Source organism: Streptomyces sp. NBC_01497 (assembly GCF_036250695.1).
Taxonomy (GTDB): domain Bacteria; phylum Actinomycetota; class Actinomycetes; order Streptomycetales; family Streptomycetaceae; genus Streptomyces.
Map to the genome: position 1 here is coordinate 738,276 of NZ_CP109427.1, position 17,523 is coordinate 755,798.

General features: G+C 73.1%; 14 protein-coding genes. 5 read left to right on the forward strand and 9 right to left on the reverse strand.

Going from position 1 to position 17,523, the window contains the following annotated elements; genetic code table 11:
- The first annotated feature begins 44 nt into the window (after nucleotides 1–44).
- On the forward strand, nucleotides 45–1,817 hold the full coding sequence (locus tag OG310_RS03230; protein WP_329454346.1) for a sensor histidine kinase: 1,773 nt from the start codon (nucleotides 45–47) through the stop codon (nucleotides 1,815–1,817).
- Complete coding sequence (locus OG310_RS03235; protein ID WP_329454347.1) at nucleotides 1,814–2,509, forward strand: response regulator; 696 nt, start codon at nucleotides 1,814–1,816, stop codon at nucleotides 2,507–2,509. Before OG310_RS03230 ends, OG310_RS03235 begins: the two co-directional genes overlap by 4 nt.
- A gap of 33 nt (nucleotides 2,510–2,542) precedes the next feature.
- On the opposite strand, the gene OG310_RS03240 is transcribed toward OG310_RS03235, so the two are convergent.
- The 7 genes from OG310_RS03240 to OG310_RS03270 form a co-directional block, all read right to left on the reverse strand.
- On the reverse strand, nucleotides 2,543–4,462 hold the full coding sequence (locus OG310_RS03240; protein WP_329454348.1) for a glycoside hydrolase family 15 protein: 1,920 nt from the start codon (nucleotides 4,460–4,462) through the stop codon (nucleotides 2,543–2,545).
- A gap of 171 nt (nucleotides 4,463–4,633) precedes the next feature.
- On the reverse strand, nucleotides 4,634–5,920 hold the full coding sequence (locus tag OG310_RS03245) for a M20 family metallopeptidase (RefSeq protein WP_329454349.1): 1,287 nt from the start codon (nucleotides 5,918–5,920) through the stop codon (nucleotides 4,634–4,636).
- Entirely contained in the window at nucleotides 5,917–6,966 is a 1,050-nt protein-coding gene (locus OG310_RS03250) for a ketopantoate reductase family protein (protein WP_329454350.1), read from the reverse strand. Before OG310_RS03250 ends, OG310_RS03245 begins: the two co-directional genes overlap by 4 nt.
- On the reverse strand, nucleotides 6,963–7,814 hold the full coding sequence (locus OG310_RS03255; protein ID WP_329454351.1) for an SDR family NAD(P)-dependent oxidoreductase: 852 nt from the start codon (nucleotides 7,812–7,814) through the stop codon (nucleotides 6,963–6,965). The genes OG310_RS03250 and OG310_RS03255 overlap by 4 nt, the downstream gene beginning before the upstream one ends.
- Nucleotides 7,811–9,163, reverse strand: coding sequence for an MFS transporter (locus tag OG310_RS03260; protein WP_329454352.1), 1,353 nt, complete (start codon nucleotides 9,161–9,163; stop codon nucleotides 7,811–7,813). The genes OG310_RS03255 and OG310_RS03260 overlap by 4 nt, the downstream gene beginning before the upstream one ends.
- A gap of 5 nt (nucleotides 9,164–9,168) precedes the next feature.
- The gene (locus OG310_RS03265; RefSeq protein WP_329454353.1) at nucleotides 9,169–10,155 is read right to left on the reverse strand and encodes a polysaccharide deacetylase family protein; all 987 of its coding nucleotides are present in this window, start codon (nucleotides 10,153–10,155) and stop codon (nucleotides 9,169–9,171) included.
- A gap of 541 nt (nucleotides 10,156–10,696) precedes the next feature.
- Complete coding sequence (locus OG310_RS03270) at nucleotides 10,697–11,509, reverse strand: MurR/RpiR family transcriptional regulator (protein ID WP_329454354.1); 813 nt, start codon at nucleotides 11,507–11,509, stop codon at nucleotides 10,697–10,699.
- A 678-nt stretch (nucleotides 11,510–12,187) separates the two neighbouring features.
- Between OG310_RS03270 and OG310_RS03275 the strand changes: the two genes are divergently transcribed.
- Nucleotides 12,188–13,354 carry an alpha-hydroxy-acid oxidizing protein gene (locus tag OG310_RS03275; RefSeq protein ID WP_329454355.1) on the forward strand — a complete coding sequence of 389 codons (1,167 nt, stop codon included), beginning with the start codon at nucleotides 12,188–12,190 and terminating at the stop codon, nucleotides 13,352–13,354.
- Between the two features lie 202 nt (nucleotides 13,355–13,556).
- Here OG310_RS03275 and OG310_RS03280 read toward each other — a convergent pair whose 3' ends face one another.
- A complete protein-coding gene (locus tag OG310_RS03280) occupies nucleotides 13,557–14,330 on the reverse strand; it encodes a DUF4232 domain-containing protein (protein WP_329454356.1) in 774 nt (257 codons plus the stop codon).
- Nucleotides 14,331–14,552: 222 nt separating this feature from the next.
- Nucleotides 14,553–15,983, reverse strand: a complete 1,431-nt coding sequence (locus tag OG310_RS03285; protein ID WP_329454357.1) for a serine/threonine-protein kinase — start codon at nucleotides 15,981–15,983, stop codon at nucleotides 14,553–14,555.
- 43 nt (nucleotides 15,984–16,026) lie between these two features.
- Between OG310_RS03285 and OG310_RS03290 the strand changes: the two genes are divergently transcribed.
- Nucleotides 16,027–16,581 (forward strand): RNA polymerase sigma factor, encoded by a 555-nt coding sequence (locus tag OG310_RS03290; protein WP_443078537.1) that lies wholly within the window; start codon nucleotides 16,027–16,029, stop codon nucleotides 16,579–16,581.
- Between the two features lie 416 nt (nucleotides 16,582–16,997).
- Entirely contained in the window at nucleotides 16,998–17,513 is a 516-nt protein-coding gene (gene msrA / locus OG310_RS03295; protein WP_329454359.1) for a peptide-methionine (S)-S-oxide reductase MsrA, read from the forward strand.
- The last annotated feature ends 10 nt before the right edge of the window (nucleotides 17,514–17,523 follow it).

A 17,523-nucleotide genomic window follows, 5' to 3' on the forward strand; every position in this document is an offset into this window, starting at 1 on the left:
CGCCCCGACGGCGACGACGCCGGCACGACGGACGGAGGGTTCGCATGCGCGTGCGCTGGCCCCGCCGGGTCTTCGCCCAGGTGCTGCTGGTGCAGCTGGCCACCACCACCGGTGTGCTCATGCTGGTCACCGCTCTGTTCCTGGCGCCGCTGAGCAGCCAGCTGGACGACGGGTCGATGCGGCAGGCCCTGTCCATCGCCCAGACGACGGCCGCCGACCCGGCGCTCACGCGCGAACTGGTCACCACGCGCCCGAGCCCGGGCGGCCCGGTACAGGCGGAGGCGGACCGGATCAGGCGCTCCACCGGCGCCCTGTACATCGTCGTGATGGACCGGCGCGGTGTCCGCTGGTCGCACACGGACACCGACCGGATCGGTGAGCGCGTGTCCACCGACCCCAGCGGCGCGCTCGCCGGGCGGGACGTCATGGACATCGAGCGCGGCACGCTCGGCCTCTCGGCCCGCGGCAAGGCGCCGCTGCGCGACGCGCACGGCCGGGTCGTCGGGGCGGTGTCGGTCGGGATGGCGTACGACAGTGTGCGGGGCCGGCTGATGAGCGCGCTGCGCGGACTGCTCCTGTACGCGGGGGCCGCCCTGGCGGCAGGCGCGCTGGCCGCGTACGCCGTGTCGCGACGGCTGCAACGCCGCACGCACGGGCTGGCGTTCGCGGACATCTCGGCGCTGCTGGACGAGCGTGAGGCCATGCTGCACGGCATCCGCGAGGGGGTGGTGGCGCTGGACGGGCACGGCAGGGTGCGGCTCGTCAACGACGAGGCGCAGCGGCTGCTCGGGATCGGCCCCGACACGGCCGGCCGGGGCCTCGACGAGGTACTGCCGCCGGGCCGTACCGCCGACGTGCTGACGGGCCGGGTCGGCGGTGCGGACCTGCTGACGGTGTCCGGCGAGCGGGTGCTGGTCGCCAACCGGATGCCGGTAGGGGACGGCGGGGCCGTCGCCACCCTGCGGGACCGCACCGAACTGGAGCTGCTGGGAAGGGAGCTGGACAGCACGCACGGCCTGCTCGACGCGCTGCGGGCCCAGGACCACGAGCACGCCAACCGGCTGCACACCCTGCTCGGGCTGCTGGAGCTCGGGCTGTACGAGGAGGCGGCGCAGTTCGTGGCCGACGTGTCCCGGGCGCACCGGGCGTCGGCGGAACAGGTCGCGGAGCGGGTGCGCGACCCGCTGCTCGCGGCGCTGCTGGTGGGCAAGTCCGCGGTCGCGGCGGAGCGCGGCGCCGTCCTGCGGATCGCCGCGGGCACCCGCCTCCGGGAGCGGGTGGTGGACCCGCGCGATCTGGTCACCGTGCTGGGCAACCTGATCGACAACGCGCTGGACGTGGCGCGGACGGTGGAGGTGGAGATGCGGGCGGAAAGCGGGGGAAGGACGGCCCTGGTGCGGGTGAGCGACGACGGGCCCGGGGTGCCGCCCGCGCTGCGCGAAGCGATCTTCGCGGAGGGCTGGACGACGAAGCGCTCCCCCGCGCACCGGGGGCGCGGGCTCGGCCTCGCGCTGGTGCGGCGGCTCGCCGAGCGGTACGGCGGGATGGCCCGCGTCACGGCACGTGCGGGCGGCGGCGCGGTCTTCACGGTGGTGCTGCCGGAGGCGCTCCTACCGGAGGCGCCCGGATCGGACGCGCGGGGTGCGCGGGAGCTCGTACCGGACGCGGTAGCGGACGGGCGAGGCGGGGACGTGCGGGAGCCGCGGTATCCGGAGGGAACAGGAGCACCGCGCACGCGTGACGGAACGACCACCGGTCGCGCCGCTTGTTCCGGCCCGGCCGATTCCGCTCCCGCCGGCCGGGAGGCTCGGCGGTGATCGACGTACTGGTCGTGGACGACGACTTCCGGGTGGCGGAGATCAACGCCGCCTATGTGGGCCGGGTGCCGGGCTTCCGCGTCGCCGCCCGCGCGCACACCGCGGCGCAGGCTCTGCTGACGCTGGAGCGGAACCGGATCGACCTGGTGCTGCTGGACCACTACCTGCCCGACGAGCCGGGCCTCGCACTGATCCGCCGGATGCGGCAGGCGGGGCACCACGCCGACGTCATCATGGTCACGGCGGCGCGCGACGTGGCGACGGTGAGCGCCGCGATGCGGCACGGCGCCCTGCAGTACCTGGTGAAACCGTTCAGCTTCAGCGGGCTGCGGGCCAAGCTGGAGAACTACGCGGCGCTGAACCGGACGCTGAACGCCGTGGGCGGGCACGGCGGCGAAGCGGGCCAGGAGCAGGTGGACCGGATCTTCGGGGCCCTTCGGCCGCCGCAGGGGCCGGCCTCGGCGCTGCCCAAGGGGCACTCGGCGCCCACCGCCGACCTCGTACGGCGGGTCCTGACAGGAGCGCCCGCGCCGCTGTCGGCCCACGAGGTGGCGGAGCGCGCGGGGATCAGCCGTTCGACGGCGCAGCGCTATCTCAAGGTCCTGGAGCGCGCTGGCCGGGTCGTCCTGACACTGCGTTACGGCGACACGGGCCGCCCGGAGCACCGCTACGGCTGGGCGCCGCGGGACTGAGTCCGGGCACCCTCCGCCGTGGCGGGGCGGGGCTCACCGCGCCGGGGGCGCGCCGTGGTCCAGGGCCCGGTTCAGGTTGATCGCCGCGCTGATCAGCGCGAGGTGGGTGAACGCCTGCGGGAAGTTGCCCAGATGCTCCCCGCTGAGCCCGATCTGCTCCGCGTACAGGCCGACGTGGCTGGAGTACGTGAACATCTTCTCCAGGGCCAGCCGCGCCTCCTCCAGCTGCCCCGAGCGGGTCAGGGCCTCCACCCACCAGAACGAGCAGATGGAGAAGGTGCCCTCGGTGCCCTCCAGTCCGTCGGGCGCCTGCCCGGGGTCGTAGCGGAAGACCAGGCTGTCCACCACCAGCCGCTCCCTGATGGCCTCGATCAGGCCGAGGAAGCGCGGGTCCGTGGGGGCGACGAACTTGACCATCGGCATCAGCAGCAGCGACGCGTCGAGGACCGGCGCGGCCGGGACGGGGGTGTCCTCCGCGATCGTCCGGGTGAAGGTGCCGGCGCCCTCGTGCCATCCGCGGTCCATGATCTGGTGGTAGATGCTGTCGCGCGCGGAGATCCAGCGGCCCAGGTCGCCGGGCAGGCCCCGCTGCCTGGCCATTCTGACCATGCGTTCCATGGCGACCCAGGACATCAGCCGCGAGTAGGTGTGGTTCACACGGCCCGCCCTGGTCTCCCAGATGCCCGCGTCGGGGGTGTCCCAGTGGTCGATGAGCCATTCCAGGATGGTGCACAGGTCGCTCCACGCCTCATGCGAGATGCCGGCCCCGTACTTGTTGAACAGGTAGACGGAGTCGATGAGTTCGCCGTAGATGTCGAGTTGTACCTGACCCGATGCGGCGTTGCCGACCCGGATGGGCGCCGAGCCCAGGTAACCCTCCCAGTGATCCAGCACCTCCTCGGGGAGGTCCGCGTGCCCGTCGATGGAGTACATGACGCGCAGGGGACCGCCCTCCAGATTTCCGCAGGCGCTCCGGAGCATGCGGGTCAGCCAGCCGACGAACGCGTCGGCTTCGTCCGTGAAGCCGAGGCGCAGGAGCGCGTAGAGGGAGAACGCGGCGTCCCTGACCCACACGTAACGGTAGTCCCAGTTGCGCGGGCCGCCGATGCGCTCGGGCAGGCCGAGCGTCGGCGCGGCGACGATGGCCCCGGTCGGTTCGTGGGTGAGGAGCTTGAGGGTGAGGGCGGAGCGGTGCACCATCTCCCGCCAACGCCCCGTGTACATGGACTGCTTGAGCCACCCGCGCCAGAAATGCACGGTCTGCTCGAAGAGTTCGTGGACGACGGACGGCTCGGGGCAGGGTACGGGGTCCCGTCCCGCGTCGGACGCGGGCCCGGGCTCCAGCACGAACAGCGCCGTCCCGCCCTTCTCCAGGGTGAAATCGGCGGTGACGTCGACGCCGTCCACGCCGAGCGGCACCGTCGAGCGCAGCGCCAGAGAAAGCGCGTTGCCGGTGAAGCGCACCCCCTCCGGGTAGCGCTCGACACGGTGCCTCTCCCGCCCGTAGTCGAAGCGCGGGGCGACCCGCACGGCGAGATCGACCGAGCCGCGCACATTCACCACCCGCCGGGTCAGGCGCTGTACGTGGTCCGGATCGTGCGCGCGCACGATCGGCATGAAGTCGTGGATCTCGACGATGCCGGTGTCCGTGTGCATGCGGGTGATCAGGATGTTGGTGTCGGGGAAGTAGAACTGCCGGCGCCTGATGTGGCCGGCGGAGACCGCGGTGATCTCCCAGTGACCCCCGCGTCGCGCGTCGAGGAGCGAGCCGAAGACGCTCGGTGAGTCGAACCGCGGTGCGCAGAACCAGTCGATACATCCACCGGTCGTGACCAGGGCGGCCGTCCGCAGATCCCCGATCAGGCCGTGCTCACTGATCCGCGGGTAGCCGGGTGCCGCCGGTTCCCCGTCGGCACCCGCCTGCCCGAGGGGCCCCCGGTCTGTCGGCTCCATCTTTCGGAGTCTGCCCCAGTTCACGGCGGCACGCATCCGCTGCGGTGGCGGCGAGCGGCCCGACGTGGAGCGGATAGGGCCGTCCCTCCCACGCCGGTCGGGTACGGCCGTCCCCGGGCTGGAGAGCCGGGCCCCGCCCCCCGCGGGGCCCCGCCCCGTCCGGTGGCCGGGTCAGCCGGCGGCCCCCGGCGCCGCCGCGTCCGTGACCGTCCCGGCGGCCACCGCGGGGTCGGCGAGGGCGGACAGGACCGCCGCGGCGAGCGCCGTGCGCTCTGTCATGCCGTCGAGGCTGATGTACTCGTCCCGGGCGTGGGCGCCCGCGCCGACCGCACCGAAACCGTCGAGCACGGGCACGCCGAGCGCCGCGACGAAGTTGCCGTCACTGGCACCGCCGACGGCGCACTCGCGCAGGGTGAGACCCAGCGCTGCGGCGTGGTCGCGGGCGAGCGAGAACAGCCGGGCGTTGCCGGGCGTGCGGGACATGACGGGCCTGTTCCATCCGCCGCTCGTCTCCAGCCGGGCCCGGGCGTCGTGCGGACGCAGCGCGGCGAGCGCCCGGTCGATCCGGTCGGCCTCCGCGTCGTCCGACACGCGTACGTCGAGGTGGGCGACGGCCTGGCCCGCCGACACGTTGGCCCGGGTACCGCCCGTGACGATGCCCACGTTGACGGTGGTCCCGGCGTCGGCATCGCTCAGCGCGTGCAGGGACAGCACCGCTCGGGCGATCTCATCGACGGCGCTGACGCCCTTGGCGGGGTCGAGCCCGGCGTGTGCCTCCACGCCGGTCGCCGTGACCTGGAAGAGGCCGACGCCCTTGCGCGCGGTCTTGATGGCGCCGTCCGCCGACGCCTCGAAGACGAGGGCGGCCGGCACGCCCGCGGCGGCCGCCTCGATCACGGGGCGGGAGCCGGGGCTGCCGAGTTCCTCGTCCCCGTTGAGCACGAGCCGCAGGGGCGGACGCGGCAGGCCGAACGCGTCGAGTGCCCGCACCGCCCACAGGACCTGTACGAGGCCCGCCTTCATGTCGAAGACGCCGGGGCCCGTGGCCCGGTCACCGTCGACGGCGAACGGGCGCTCCGCGACGGTACCGCGGCTCCACACCGTGTCGTAGTGGCACAGCAGGAGGATCGGCGCGGCATCCTCGCCCGAGGGCGCGCCCTCGCCGGTCCTGGCGCCGGGCCAGTCCAGGACGAGGGTGTCGCCGTACGCGCCGCCGTCGGCGCGGTGCCGGGCGCTCGGAGTGCCGAGCACCTGCTCCAGCCACTGTTCGAGACCCGGCAGGGCCGCGTCCAGGCAGGCCTTGTCGTCGCTCGGGGTCTCGGTGTCGACGTAACGGGACAGTTCACCGAGCATGTCGGCGCGGTGCCCGGCGACCCAGGCGGTGATCTCCTCGGGCGCGACGGGCCGGGCGGGGGCCGTGGTGGGGGTGGGGGCCGTGGGGCGGGGTGTGGTGTTCAACGGTCACTTCCGGGTGTGGCGTGGCGGTACAGGTCTTCGAGGTTCTTCTCGTCCATGCGGCGCTCCCCCGACTCGACCTCGGCGAGCATCGTGAGCAGGCGGCTGAGTACCGGTACCGGGGTACCGAGGCGCTCCGCCGTCTCCCGGACGGGCCGGTAATGGTGGTGGACCTCCACCGGACGGTGGCGCACGGCGATGTCGCGCCAGATGCCGCTGCGGTCCTTGGCCTGCCCGGCGAGCCAGCCGACCAGGGTGTCGGTGGCCGCCTCCCGCTCGGCGGGCGGGACGCCGGGGAGATAGGGGGCGGGATCGAACGCGTCGAAGGCCTCAAGGCTCAGTCCGGCCGCCGTCGCGACGCCTTCGACCTCGGCCGCGAGCGCGTACATGAGGGGCCGGTGGGTGTCGATGATCCGTGCCATCGGGGCGTCCACCAGCGCCGTCGCGGTGAGCATCGCGCCGAAGGCGAGCTTGGACCAGAGGTAGCCCTCGACGTTGCCCGTCGCACGAGCGGGGCCCCAGGCCCCGAGGTCGCGGACGAGCGTGTGGACGCGCTCGCTCGGTGTGCCGTCGAGTTCGCCGACGACGAGCGCGCCGGCGCCGCCGTCGCGTACGACGCCGGGTGCGACGGCGTCCGCGAACAGGTTGACGAAGGCGCCGACGGTACGGTGCTCGCCGACGCGCCGCGCGATGGTCCGCTCGTTGAGGCCGTTCTGCAGGGACACGACGTAGCCGTCGGCTGCCAGCAGGGGCGCGAGCCAGTCGGCCGCCGTCTCGGTGGCCTGGGCCTTGACGCACAGCAGCACATGACGGGGTACGTGGTCCACGGCGTCGGGCGCGCAGGCCAGGACCGGCACGGTCCGCTCACCGTCCGGGCCCTGGAGCGTCAGTCCGTGCTCGCGCAGCGCCGCCACATGCGCGGGGTCCGTGTCGACGATGTGGACGGTGTGACCGGCCTCGGCCAGGTGGAAGGCGAGGGTCCCGCCGATGGCGCCGCCGCCCACGACGGTGTAGGTGGCGGGCGCTGTGTTGTCGTCGTCGGCCGTCACCGGGTGACCTCCTCGTGGGGCGTTCCGGCCTGGGTGCCCGACAGTTCGGGCCAGTGGCGCGGGAGTGTGGTGGTACCGGCCGAGGCGCCGCCGTCCAGACGCACGACGGACCCGGTCATCCAGGACGCCTCGGGGCCCGCGACCCACCGCACGGCCCGTGCGATGTCGTCGGGTTCGCCCGGGCGGCCGAGCGGGTTGACCGAGACCGCCGCCGCGTAGGCGTCGGTGACGGGGTTGACGGCGCTGTCCACGGTGACGAAACCGGGCGAGACGGCGTTGACACGGATCCCGTGCGGACCGAACTCCACGGCGCACGAGCGCGTCAGCATCTCCAGGGCGGCCTTCGACGCACTGTAGTGCGCGGCCCCGTAGCGGGCCCTGAGGGCGGCGCCCGAGGTGATGTTGACGATGTTCCCCGCGACGCCCGCCGCGGTCAGGACGCGGGCGAAGGCGGCGCTCGTGAGCATCGCCGCGCGGACGTTGACGTTCATGACGCGGTCCCAGATGTCCGCCGTCATCTCGGTCAGGGGCGTGGCCGGGTAGATACCGGCGGCGTTGACGAGGACGTCGGGCGGACCCGCGAGCTCACTCGCGCGGTCGACGAGTGCGCCCGCGGCCTGCGGATCCGCCAGGTCGGCGGCGAGCGCGCGGGCCGACGCGCCGGCACCCGCGAGCCGCTCCACCAGGGCGCTGAGGGCGCCGGAGGGCAGGTCGCTCGCGGTGACGGCGCACCCCTCCTGGGCGAACGCGGCACACACGGCGGCTCCGATGCCACCGGACGCCCCGGTGACGAGGACGTGCCGGCCGGGTGGGCGGGGCGGGCCGGGGGGCACGGTGCGGGGGGTCATGCGATCTCCTTGTTCTTCGTCTCGGGCATGGTGGCGTAGACGATCACACCGACGAGCGCGGCCGCCGCCAGGTAGAGCCACACCATGCCGCGGTGTCCGTGGGAGCTCATCCAGGTGGTGAGGTAGGGGGCGGTGCCGCCGAACACGGCCACGGCGAGCGCGTACGGCAGGGCGATTCCGGTGGTGCGGACCTCGGGCGGGAACTGCTCCGCCATGATCACGGCGCAGTTCGCGGAGTAGCCCACCAGCAGCACGATGCCGACGAGTTCGACGCCGAGCAGGGTCCAGAAGCTGTTGTCGAGCACGTGGAACAGCGGCCAGGCCAGCACGAGGAAGCCGGCCGCGAACGCGATCATGGTGGGTTTGCGGCCGATCCGGTCGGACAGCATGCCGCCGAAGGGCAGCAGCACGACGAACACGGCGAGGGAGAGGGTGTTGGCGAGGAGCGCCCGGTTCAGCGGCATGCCCGTCGTGAGATGGACGTACGAGGGCATGTAGCTGACCCAGATGTAGTAGATCAGGGTGCCGGCCACGGTCACACCCACCACGCGCAGCGCGGCCCGCGGATGGTTCACCAGCATGGAGCGCAGCGGGTTGGCGCGAGCGCCGCCGGTGTGTTCCATCCGCCGGAAGGACTCGGTCTCCCGCACGGACACCCGCAGCCACAGTCCGATCAGACCCAGCAGGCCCGCCACGGCGAAGGCGATCCGCCAGCCCCAGGTGTCGAGCGCGTGCTCGTCGAGGCTGCTGGTGAGGATCGTGCCCATGAGGGACGCGATGAGGGTTCCGGCGCCGACCGAGACCTGCTGCCAGGAGCCCGCGAGGGCGCGTCGCCCGGGTGCTGCCGACTCGATGAGGAAGGCGGACGAGGTGCCGAACTCACCGCCCGCGGAGAAGCCCTGGACGAGCCGGGCCGCCACGAGCACGATGGGCGCGCCCACCCCGATGGTGGAGTAGCCGGGACACACCGCGATGACGATCGCGGCCCCCGCCATCATCGAAATGGTCAGGGTCATGGCCTTCTTGCGGCCCCGCCGGTCCCCGTAGGCACCGAGGATCGCACCGCCGATGGGCCGCATCAGGAAACCGACCGCGAAGACGGCGAGGGTCGACAGGACGGCGGCCTCGGGGGCGTGGGACGGGAAGAACGTACCGGCGAAGACGGACGAGAAGGTCGAGTAGACGGCCCAGTCGACCCATTCGACGGTGTTGCCCACCGCACCGGCCCAGATGGCGCGGCGGCGGTTCGCGGCGGCGTCGTGATCCGCGGTCCCGGAAGGGGCGGGCCCGCCGGACGGTACGGTGCCCGCGGGCGGTGGCGCGCCCGGGGACGCTGCGTGCTGCGTCATCGTCTCTATCCTTCGTGAACGGGTGTGCGCGGGGACGGTGTTGTCGTGCCGGGTGCCTCGGCGAGACCGGCCTGGCCGGCCACGTACCGCGCGAGGTCCGCGTGGGTGGTGAACCAGACACCGGAGTGCGCGGCGATGTGGTCGAGCAGTTCGGCCAGGACCAGGAGGCGGGAGCGGTGGCCGATGAAGTGGGGATGCATCGTGAGCTGGAAGACCCCGCCCTCGCGGTACGCCTGGTCGAACTCGTCGCGCCAGATGCCGAGGACGGAGCGCGGTGGTGTGTACGGGCGCAGTCCCGCGTAGCGTTCCATCATGAAGTAGGGCGCGTCGTCGCGGATCCACTCCACGGGTATCTCCACGATGCCGGTGGGTTCGCCGTACGCGAGGAGTTCGTAGGGGTCGTCGTCGGCCATCAGGGACGAGTCGTAGAGGAGTCCCATCTCGCGTGTGATGGACAGGGTGTGGTCGGAGAAGTCCCAGGACGGCGTACGGATGCCCACCGGCCGTGCGCCGGTGATCTGTTCGAGTGTGTCCGCACTGCGCAGCTGGAGCTCTCGTTCGGCCTCGGGCGGCACCTGCATGTTGCGTTCGTGGATCCAGCCGTGGATGCCGATCTCATGGCCGCCGGCCGCGTACGCGCGGGCCTCCTCGGGGTGGAGCAGCGCGGAGACGGCCGGCATGAAGAAGGTGGCGGGGGCGCTGTGCCGGTCCAGCAGCCGCAGGATCTTCGGTGCGGCGACGCGTGAACCGTACTCGCCCTGAGCGAGCTTGCCCGGACGGATCTCGCCGTCCCGCAGGGCCGGGGTCTCGTGGTCGGAGTCGAAGGAGAGCGCCACCGCGACGCGTGCGCCTCCGGGCCATGACTCCGGCACCAGGGACCGGCCGGCGCGCACCCGCTCGACGTGGCCGCGCCAGGTCCCTTCGTCCCACTGCCACGGCTCCCCGGTCGCGCGCGGTGCGTCGCCATGGGTGCGGGGGGATTCGTCTGCCATCGTGAACTCCGTTTCGTTCCGCTGTCGTTCCGTCACGCGTGGTGCCGCGCCGACGGTGGTACGCCGGCGGGGCGCGGGCCGCACCGGGACGGGAAGCGGCGTGCGGGAGCGGGGATGCGGTGTGACGGGACTGTCGGTGTGCGGTGCCTGACGGAAGTGTCAGGACTGCTGGGACTGTCGGTGTGCGGTGGTGTGTGGGGCGCGTGACGGGACTGTCAGGCACTCGTTGTGCGGTGTGCTGGGCGGTTGTGTGACGCTTTCTGGCGGTGCGGGACAAGAGCTGGGACGAGAGCGGACGGATGTGCGGAGGGACGACGGACAACGAAGGACGAACGGACGAGGGAGGAGGGCAAGCCGGAGTCCGCCGCGTGGGCCCGCGTCACACCGCACACCGCACCGGAACCGTCGCACCGTCCGGCGCGGCGACAGGAACGGTCCGCGCCCTCCCGGCGACTACGGCACATCGCGTCGACCCGCACCTCACGACCGCCGTGGCGAGCGATCCGCCCGCCCGTACGACACCGCGCGGCTGCCGTCCGGGCTACCCCTCGAAGATGTCCATCTCCCGGCTGAGTTGCTCGCCGGCCTCCAGCCGCTCGGATCCCAGGTGTCCCACGACACCGAGGGTGAGAGCGAGCCCGAGACTGATCGCCGCCGTCGTCGACGGCAGGCCCCCGGACGCCTTGCCCGAGACGCGCAACACCAACTCCGCCTCCTTGGCGAGGGAGGGGCTGCCGTCGTCCGTGACCAGCAGGACCGGGACACCTCTCGCGGCGAACATGCGGCCGATGTCGGCCGTACTTCGCGTGTAGCGGCGGAACGTGAAGGCGATGAGCAGGTCGCCCGGCCCCACGTCCAGCAGCGGCTGGTAGTCGTGCAGGACGGCCGAGGTCACCCGCCGCACCCCGCCCCGCACCCGCGCGAGCGAGAACGCCAGCGCCGACGCGGACGACTCCGAGGCGCGGCCTCCGAGCACCCACACGTTGCCGGCCCCCGCGATCATGCGGGACGCGCTGTCGAGGACGTCGTCGGGCAGGTCTCTGAGCTGTTCGAGGTTGCGCATCTCGCGTTCCCAGATGCGCGCGTATCTCCCTTCGCCGCCGGTGGGCGCGGAGGGTGACGCGAGCACGGCGCGCAGGTCACCGCGTACGGCGTCCTGCAGGTGGGGGTAGCCGTCGAACCCGAGTCGTTGGGCGAAGCGGGTCACGCTCGCCGCACTGACACCGAGCCGGTCGGCGATCTCCGCCGCCCGCAGGAAGGGCACGTCCTCGATGTATTCGAGGAGGTGGTCCGCGATCAGACGGTCCGTGCGCGACAGGCCGGAGGAGCGGGTGGCGATGCGTTCGGCCAGCACGTTTCCTCCAGGGGGGTCGGTTGCCGCAGAGTCTCCGGCCAACCCGGAACCTCTGCAATCTTGATTTCAGTTGCCGGAACTCTACAAGCAGTCTTACGCGATGGGAAGGGGTCGCGATCGCCACACCGAAATCGCGCAGCACGTGGGTCCTATCGGGAGGCTCATGGCAAATCGGACTGCGGGACGGACAACCGAGGCCGTGGAGGCGAGAGTTGCCTCGATGCTCCCGCCGAGCCTCCCCCCGCGGCTCGCTCACCCCCGTCGTGCCGGTCCTCCCGCCCCACGCCGCCCGATCCGCCCGGACCGGGTCCACTCCCGCGAGCCGCGCTGCCACGACGGCCGACTCCGTTGCGAAATGGCCCACTTCGACCTACGCGCCACGGACAACGGAGTGCTTGCGGCCGGCAGGCGGGTGTTGCTCCGGCCGCACCGCGCCATGGCCGCCCGTGAAACGTTCGTATGACGCCGTCGGAGTACCGGCAACGGACGCACCGCCCCGGAGCGGGCCGGTCCCCCGTCCCGCGGGGCTCCCCCGTCGGGACGGGCCGCCCCCTCCCCCTTGCCTTCCCGCGCCGAGCCGCGTCTCGGTGTTTGCGCCGCCCGTCCCACGGCGCATGCTGGTCGTCCGGGCGCGTCGGCGGACGCGCCCACGACCGGCAGAGGCGGGAAGGGCAGCACATGTCACAGGCGTTCGGCTCCTACCAGGACGAGATCTACCTGCGCGCGCTCGGTGGCGTCCAGCCTGATCACCCCATGGAGTACGGGGAGTTGGAGGAGCGGGCGCGCGCGGCGCTGCCCGAGTCGGTGTGGTCCTACGTCGCCGGCGGTGCGGGCGACGAACACACGCAGCGCGCCAACGTCGAAGCGTTCAGGCGGTGGGGGCTCGTACCGCGGATGTTCGTCGGCGCGAAGGAACGCGACCTGACCGTCGAGCTCCTCGGGATGCGTCTGGCGTCGCCGCTGTTCATGGCGCCGATCGGGGTGATCGGCCTGTGCGCGCAGGACGGCCACGGCGACCTGGCGACGGCGCGGGCCGCCGCGCGTACGGGAGTGCCCATGGTGGCCTCGACCCTCTCCGTCGATCCGATGGAGGACGTGGCCGCCGCGTCCGGGGACACCCCCGGTCTCTTCCAGCTCTACACGCCCACCGACCGGGAACTCGCTGCGCACCTGGTGGAACGTGCCGAGGAGGCGGGGTTCAAGGGCATCGTCGTCACACTCGACACCTGGGTGACCGGGTGGCGCCCCCGCGACCTGCGGACGGGCAACTTCCCCCAGCTGCGCGGGCACTGTCTCGCGAACTACTTCGGCGACCCGGTGTTCAGGGCCGGGCTCGACCGGGCTCCGGAAGAGGACCCGGGGCCCGCGATCCTGCGCTGGACGCAGATCTTCGGCAACCCGCTGACCTGGGACGACCTGCCGTGGCTGCGATCACTCACGGACCTGCCCCTGATCGTCAAGGGCCTGTGCCACCCCGAGGACGTGCGCCGGGCCCGGGACGGCGGTGTGGACGGCGTGTACTGCTCCAACCACGGCGGCCGGCAGGCGAACGGCGGGCTGCCGGCCCTGGACTCGCTGCCGGAGGTCGTGGAGGCGGCGGACGGACTGCCGGTGCTGTTCGACTCCGGGATCCGCGGCGGCGCCGACATCGTGAAGGCACTGGCACTCGGCGCCAGCGCCGTGGGGGTCGGCAGGCCGTACGCCTACGGCCTGGCGCTCGGCGGCACGGAGGGCGTGGTGCACGTCCTGCGGACCCTGCTCGCCGAGGCGGACCTGATCATGGCCGTGGACGGCTACCCGTCCCTCGCCGACCTGACGCCGCAGGCGCTGCGCCGGGTCGGCTGAGGAGCCGCCGCGACTCCGTCACGGACTCCGTCGGTGGTCCCGCCCCCGCGCGCCGGAGGCTGTGAGGCGGGGCGGTCCGCGGCCTGGCGGCTCGGAGCCGGGCGGTCCTCGGCCCGGCGGCTCGGACGTGCCGAGGCAGCCGTGCCCCACGGTTCCGGCGTCCCCCGGGCAGGACGACCGTCAGGTCCCGTCGCCCGGCTCCTCAGCGGGCCGGGCCGGTGCCGGGCTGGAAGGGGCCCACGTGCGACGCGGCGGCCGGCGGCGGGCTCTTGCTGACCGGCCCACCCGACCAGGCCACCTTGAGGAACGCCTTCTCGTCGGGCGGCGTGATCTCCACGGCCGCGGGAGTGACGGTCGCACCCCCGACGATCCCCGGGTTCGGGAAGCCGAGCGCGGCCCAGGCACTGTGCCCGGGGGCGAGCCGTACGGCTGCCTTCCGGGCGCCGGCGCGCGCCGGATCGGGAGCGACCCGCTTGCCCGCGCCGTCGACGAACGCGAACCCCGGAAAGCCCTGGACCGTACAGGTCCGGCCCGAGGTGTTGGTCAGCACCAGCGCGTGGTTCTCCTGCCCGGCGCCCGGATCATCCGGCCCCACGGACGCCTTCAGGTCCGAGGTGTGGCAGCGTCCGACGCCCGCCGTCGCGGACGCGTCACCGCCGGCGGTGGAGCGCCCGCCCGGCTGTGTCGTGTGCGGTCCCGACGACGTGGACCGCCGCGCGGACGGCGAGGTCGCGCCGTCCGCGGGGGCGGACGTACTCGCGCCGGTGGCTCCGCTCGCGGACGGCGAACTGCTCGCACTGTCCGTCGCGGGGCCCGCCGAACCGCTCACGCTGCGCGGGGCCGACGGCGAACCGCTGCCGCACCCTGCCAGGGCGAGACCGGAGGCCGCCACGAGTGCCACCGCGCCCACCCGGGCGCGGTGCCTGCCCGCGCCCAGTACCGCCGCCGTACGCCGCCGCCTCAGGTTCTCCGCCATACCGTGCCACCCGTCCGTCGGAAGGTCCCGTCCCATCGTGCAGGGGCCTCGCGCCGAGCGCATGCCGCGCGCCCGGGGAGGCGGCGGGGCACAAGGGGGACGGCGGGGGCGAACCGGGCAGCGACCCGGAGCGGCGACACCGTCACCCAGTGATGGACGGCGGGTCACGGTACGCGGGTCACGAGTCTCGCGACACGGGACACGCCGTCATCGGCCACGCGGTCATGCCGTCACATGCAGGCTCCGCAGGATGCGGTTCGTGCTCGCCCGGCCCTTGTCCGCGCTGCCCGCCTCGTACCGGATCTGCACGTACACCTCCGGTGGCCTGCCCGCCGACGGCGTGAGCGCCACCTCGTCCAGCGCGCGGCCCGACGTCCCGCAGGACGTCCATGTGCGCACCGTGCCGCGCCATGCCGCGTCGGAGAACGCGCGGCTGCCCCGGTACGAGCACGAGTGGTGGGTCACGGCGCCGACCTTCGCCGCGAGGTCCTTCGCCGTCCCGCCGTACGCGCCGACGAAGACCCCGCTCACCGGGCTGTTCAGGTCGTTCCAGTCGTTCACGTCCTGCGCGAGGGTGAGCCCCGGCTGATGGCCGCCGCTCAGCCCGAGGTCGGCGGGCGACCAGCCGGAGTCCACGACCTGGCGTCCCCAGGACCGCGGCACCGTGACGCTGATCCGGCCGGTGGCGTCGGCGACCCGTTCGGTGTCGGGTGTGCTGTCGTGGTGCAGCAGCGCCTCGGCCGCCGCCGTCCCGCCGCCCGCCACCACCACCAGGGCGGCCACGCCGGCCAGGACCTTGCCGGCGCGCCCGCGGCGGGCGGGCCGGGCAGGCCGCACCCGGCCGCTTCCGGCGCCGCCGGTCGTGGCGCCGGCCAGCCGGTCGAGTTCGTCCGCGAACGCGCCGGCCGTGGGCCAGCGCCGCTCCCGGTCGGGCGCCATCGCCCGCAGCACGGCGCGCTGCACGCCCTTCGGCACGTCCGGCCGCACCTTGGCGGGCGGCAGTACCTTGCCCGGCGGCCCCGGCACGGAACCGGTGACCAGGTGGTAGAGCACCGCACCCAGGCTGTAGACATCCGCGCGGGCGTCGATCCCGTCGAACGGCTCCGCCTGCTCGGGCGCCATGTATCCGGCCGAGCCCGCGATGACGGTCAGCCCCGACGCCTGCGCGAGGTTCTTGGCGAGGCCCAGGTCCGCGAGCAGGACCCGCTCCTGTCCCTCGGAGCCGCTCGCCAGCAGGACGTTGGACGGTTTGATGTCGCGGTGCACGATGCCCGCCTCGTGCAGGTCCGCCGCGCCCCGGGCGGCGCGCGCCGTCAGCGACAGGGACTCCTCGACGGACGGCGCGCCGGCGGTCAGCCGGTCGTCCAGTGTCCCGCGGTCCGCGTACTCCATGACGAAGTAAGGCCGCTCATCGGGTAGTTCACCGACGTCGAAGACCTGCACCACGCCTGCGGACGTACCCTTGCGCAACAGGCGGGCCTCCGCGAGGAAGCGTTCGCGTACATCCATCCGGTACGCCCAGTTCTCTGCCATCACCTTGACGGCGACAGGGGCGTCGAGACGGTCGTCGTGGGCCAGCCACACCACGCCGAAGGCGCCGGTGCCGAGGCGCCTTTCAATGCGGTAGCGGCCGATCAGCTCTGGTCGGGACATGTGGTTATCATGCCCGGGTGACCGAGCGACCCGTGCAGGCCCCGTGACTCATCCGTACGACACAGAGGACCTCGCGGCGCGAGCCGCCGCCGGCGACGAGGCGGCCCTCGACCTCCTGCTGCGGGAGATCGGCCCCGACGTCGTCCGGCGCTGCGGCCGGTTCCTGCCCTTCCGGGAGGACGCCGAGGAGGCCGCTCAAGACGTCCTGCTGCAGGTCTCCAGGAACATCCGCCGTTTCGAGGGCCGTAGCAAATTCAGTACCTGGCTCTATACGATCGTTACGAACTGCGCCCGTCAGAAGTACCGCGAGCTCAAGCGGCGGGCGTCGGAACGTCCCCTCACGGACCCCGACGCGGGCGGCCCCGACCCGCGCACCACCAGCGTGATCGCGGGCTCCCGGCTCGACCTGCTGGACGCGCTCGAACGGCTGGAACAGGAGAGCCCGCACCTGGTGGCGCCGCTCGTGTACCGGGACATCTGCCAGATGGACTACGCGGAGATCGCCGAGCGGACCGGTATCCCGGTGGGCACGGTGAAGTCGCGCCTGCACCACGCGCGCAAGCAGATCCGGCCCTGGCTGCTCGGCGAGCGGCGCTGAGCTGCCGGCTGCGCTGGGGCGCCTCCGGCCTGGAGCGCTCGGGCGCCGACTGCGCTGGGGCGCCTCCGCAGCGAAGCACTGAGAAACCGGGGCACCGACGTTCCGCTGCCCCGAGGCCCGGACCTGCTGGGGTGCCGAAGCGCTTGAAGGGGGTGCGGCCCGTCGGCCCGTACGGCCGCGATCACCGCCCGGAACGCGGCGCCGCTCACGGCCCGCCGCCGCTCGTGCACACGCGTCTCCGATCAGCGCGGCACGGGAGGGCCGGGGCCGGGTTCGCGCGCCCAGCGGGGCGCGCCGGTGACGAAGCGGCACCTGCACCGGCCCGACGGGCCGCGACGGGCATATTCCGCAGGTGAGTACCGTTTGAGGTAAGGCCCGGGACGACCCGGAAACCAACCAAGGGGAGACGAGCAGAGATGACGCAACCGACCGAGCGCGCAGTCCTCGCCGGGGGCTGCTTCTGGGGTATGCAGGACCTGGTCCGGCGCCTTCCCGGAGTGATCTCGACCCGCGTGGGCTATTCGGGCGGTGACACCCCGAACGCGACGTACCGCAACCACGGCACCCACGCCGAGTCGCTGGAGATCGTCTTCGATCCGACGGCGACCTCCTTCCGCGACCTGCTGGAGTTCTTCTTCCAGATCCACGACCCGAGCACGCTCAACCGCCAGGGCAACGACATGGGCCTGAGCTACCGCTCCGCGATCTACTACACGAGCGACGAGCAGAAGCGCGTCGCAGAGGAGACCATCGCGGACGTCGACGCGTCCGGCCTGTGGCCGGGCAAGGTCGTCACCGAGGTGGCGCCCGTCGGCGACTTCTGGGAGGCGGAGCCGGAGCACCAGGACTACCTGGAGCGCTATCCGGAGGGCTACACCTGCCACTTCCCCCGGCCCGACTGGAAGCTCCCCCGCAGGCGGACCACGGTCTGACGGCGCGGGC

Excerpts from the sequence above, each read along its gene's own strand:
- OG310_RS03280 (WP_329454356.1), bottom strand. The coding sequence starts at position 14,330 with ATGGCGGAGAACCTGAGGCGGCGGCGTACGGCGGCGGTACTGGGCGCG.
- OG310_RS03275 (WP_329454355.1), top strand. The coding sequence starts at position 12,188 with ATGTCACAGGCGTTCGGCTCCTACCAGGACGAGATCTACCTGCGCGCG.
- msrA (WP_329454359.1), top strand. The coding sequence starts at position 16,998 with ATGACGCAACCGACCGAGCGCGCAGTCCTCGCCGGGGGCTGCTTCTGG.
- OG310_RS03285 (WP_329454357.1), bottom strand. The coding sequence starts at position 15,983 with ATGTCCCGACCAGAGCTGATCGGCCGCTACCGCATTGAAAGGCGCCTC.
- OG310_RS03255 (WP_329454351.1), bottom strand. The coding sequence starts at position 7,814 with ATGACCCCCCGCACCGTGCCCCCCGGCCCGCCCCGCCCACCCGGCCGG.
- OG310_RS03265 (WP_329454353.1), bottom strand. The coding sequence starts at position 10,155 with ATGGCAGACGAATCCCCCCGCACCCATGGCGACGCACCGCGCGCGACC.
- OG310_RS03240 (WP_329454348.1), bottom strand. The coding sequence starts at position 4,462 with ATGGAGCCGACAGACCGGGGGCCCCTCGGGCAGGCGGGTGCCGACGGG.
- OG310_RS03260 (WP_329454352.1), bottom strand. The coding sequence starts at position 9,163 with ATGACGCAGCACGCAGCGTCCCCGGGCGCGCCACCGCCCGCGGGCACC.
- OG310_RS03230 (WP_329454346.1), top strand. The coding sequence starts at position 45 with ATGCGCGTGCGCTGGCCCCGCCGGGTCTTCGCCCAGGTGCTGCTGGTG.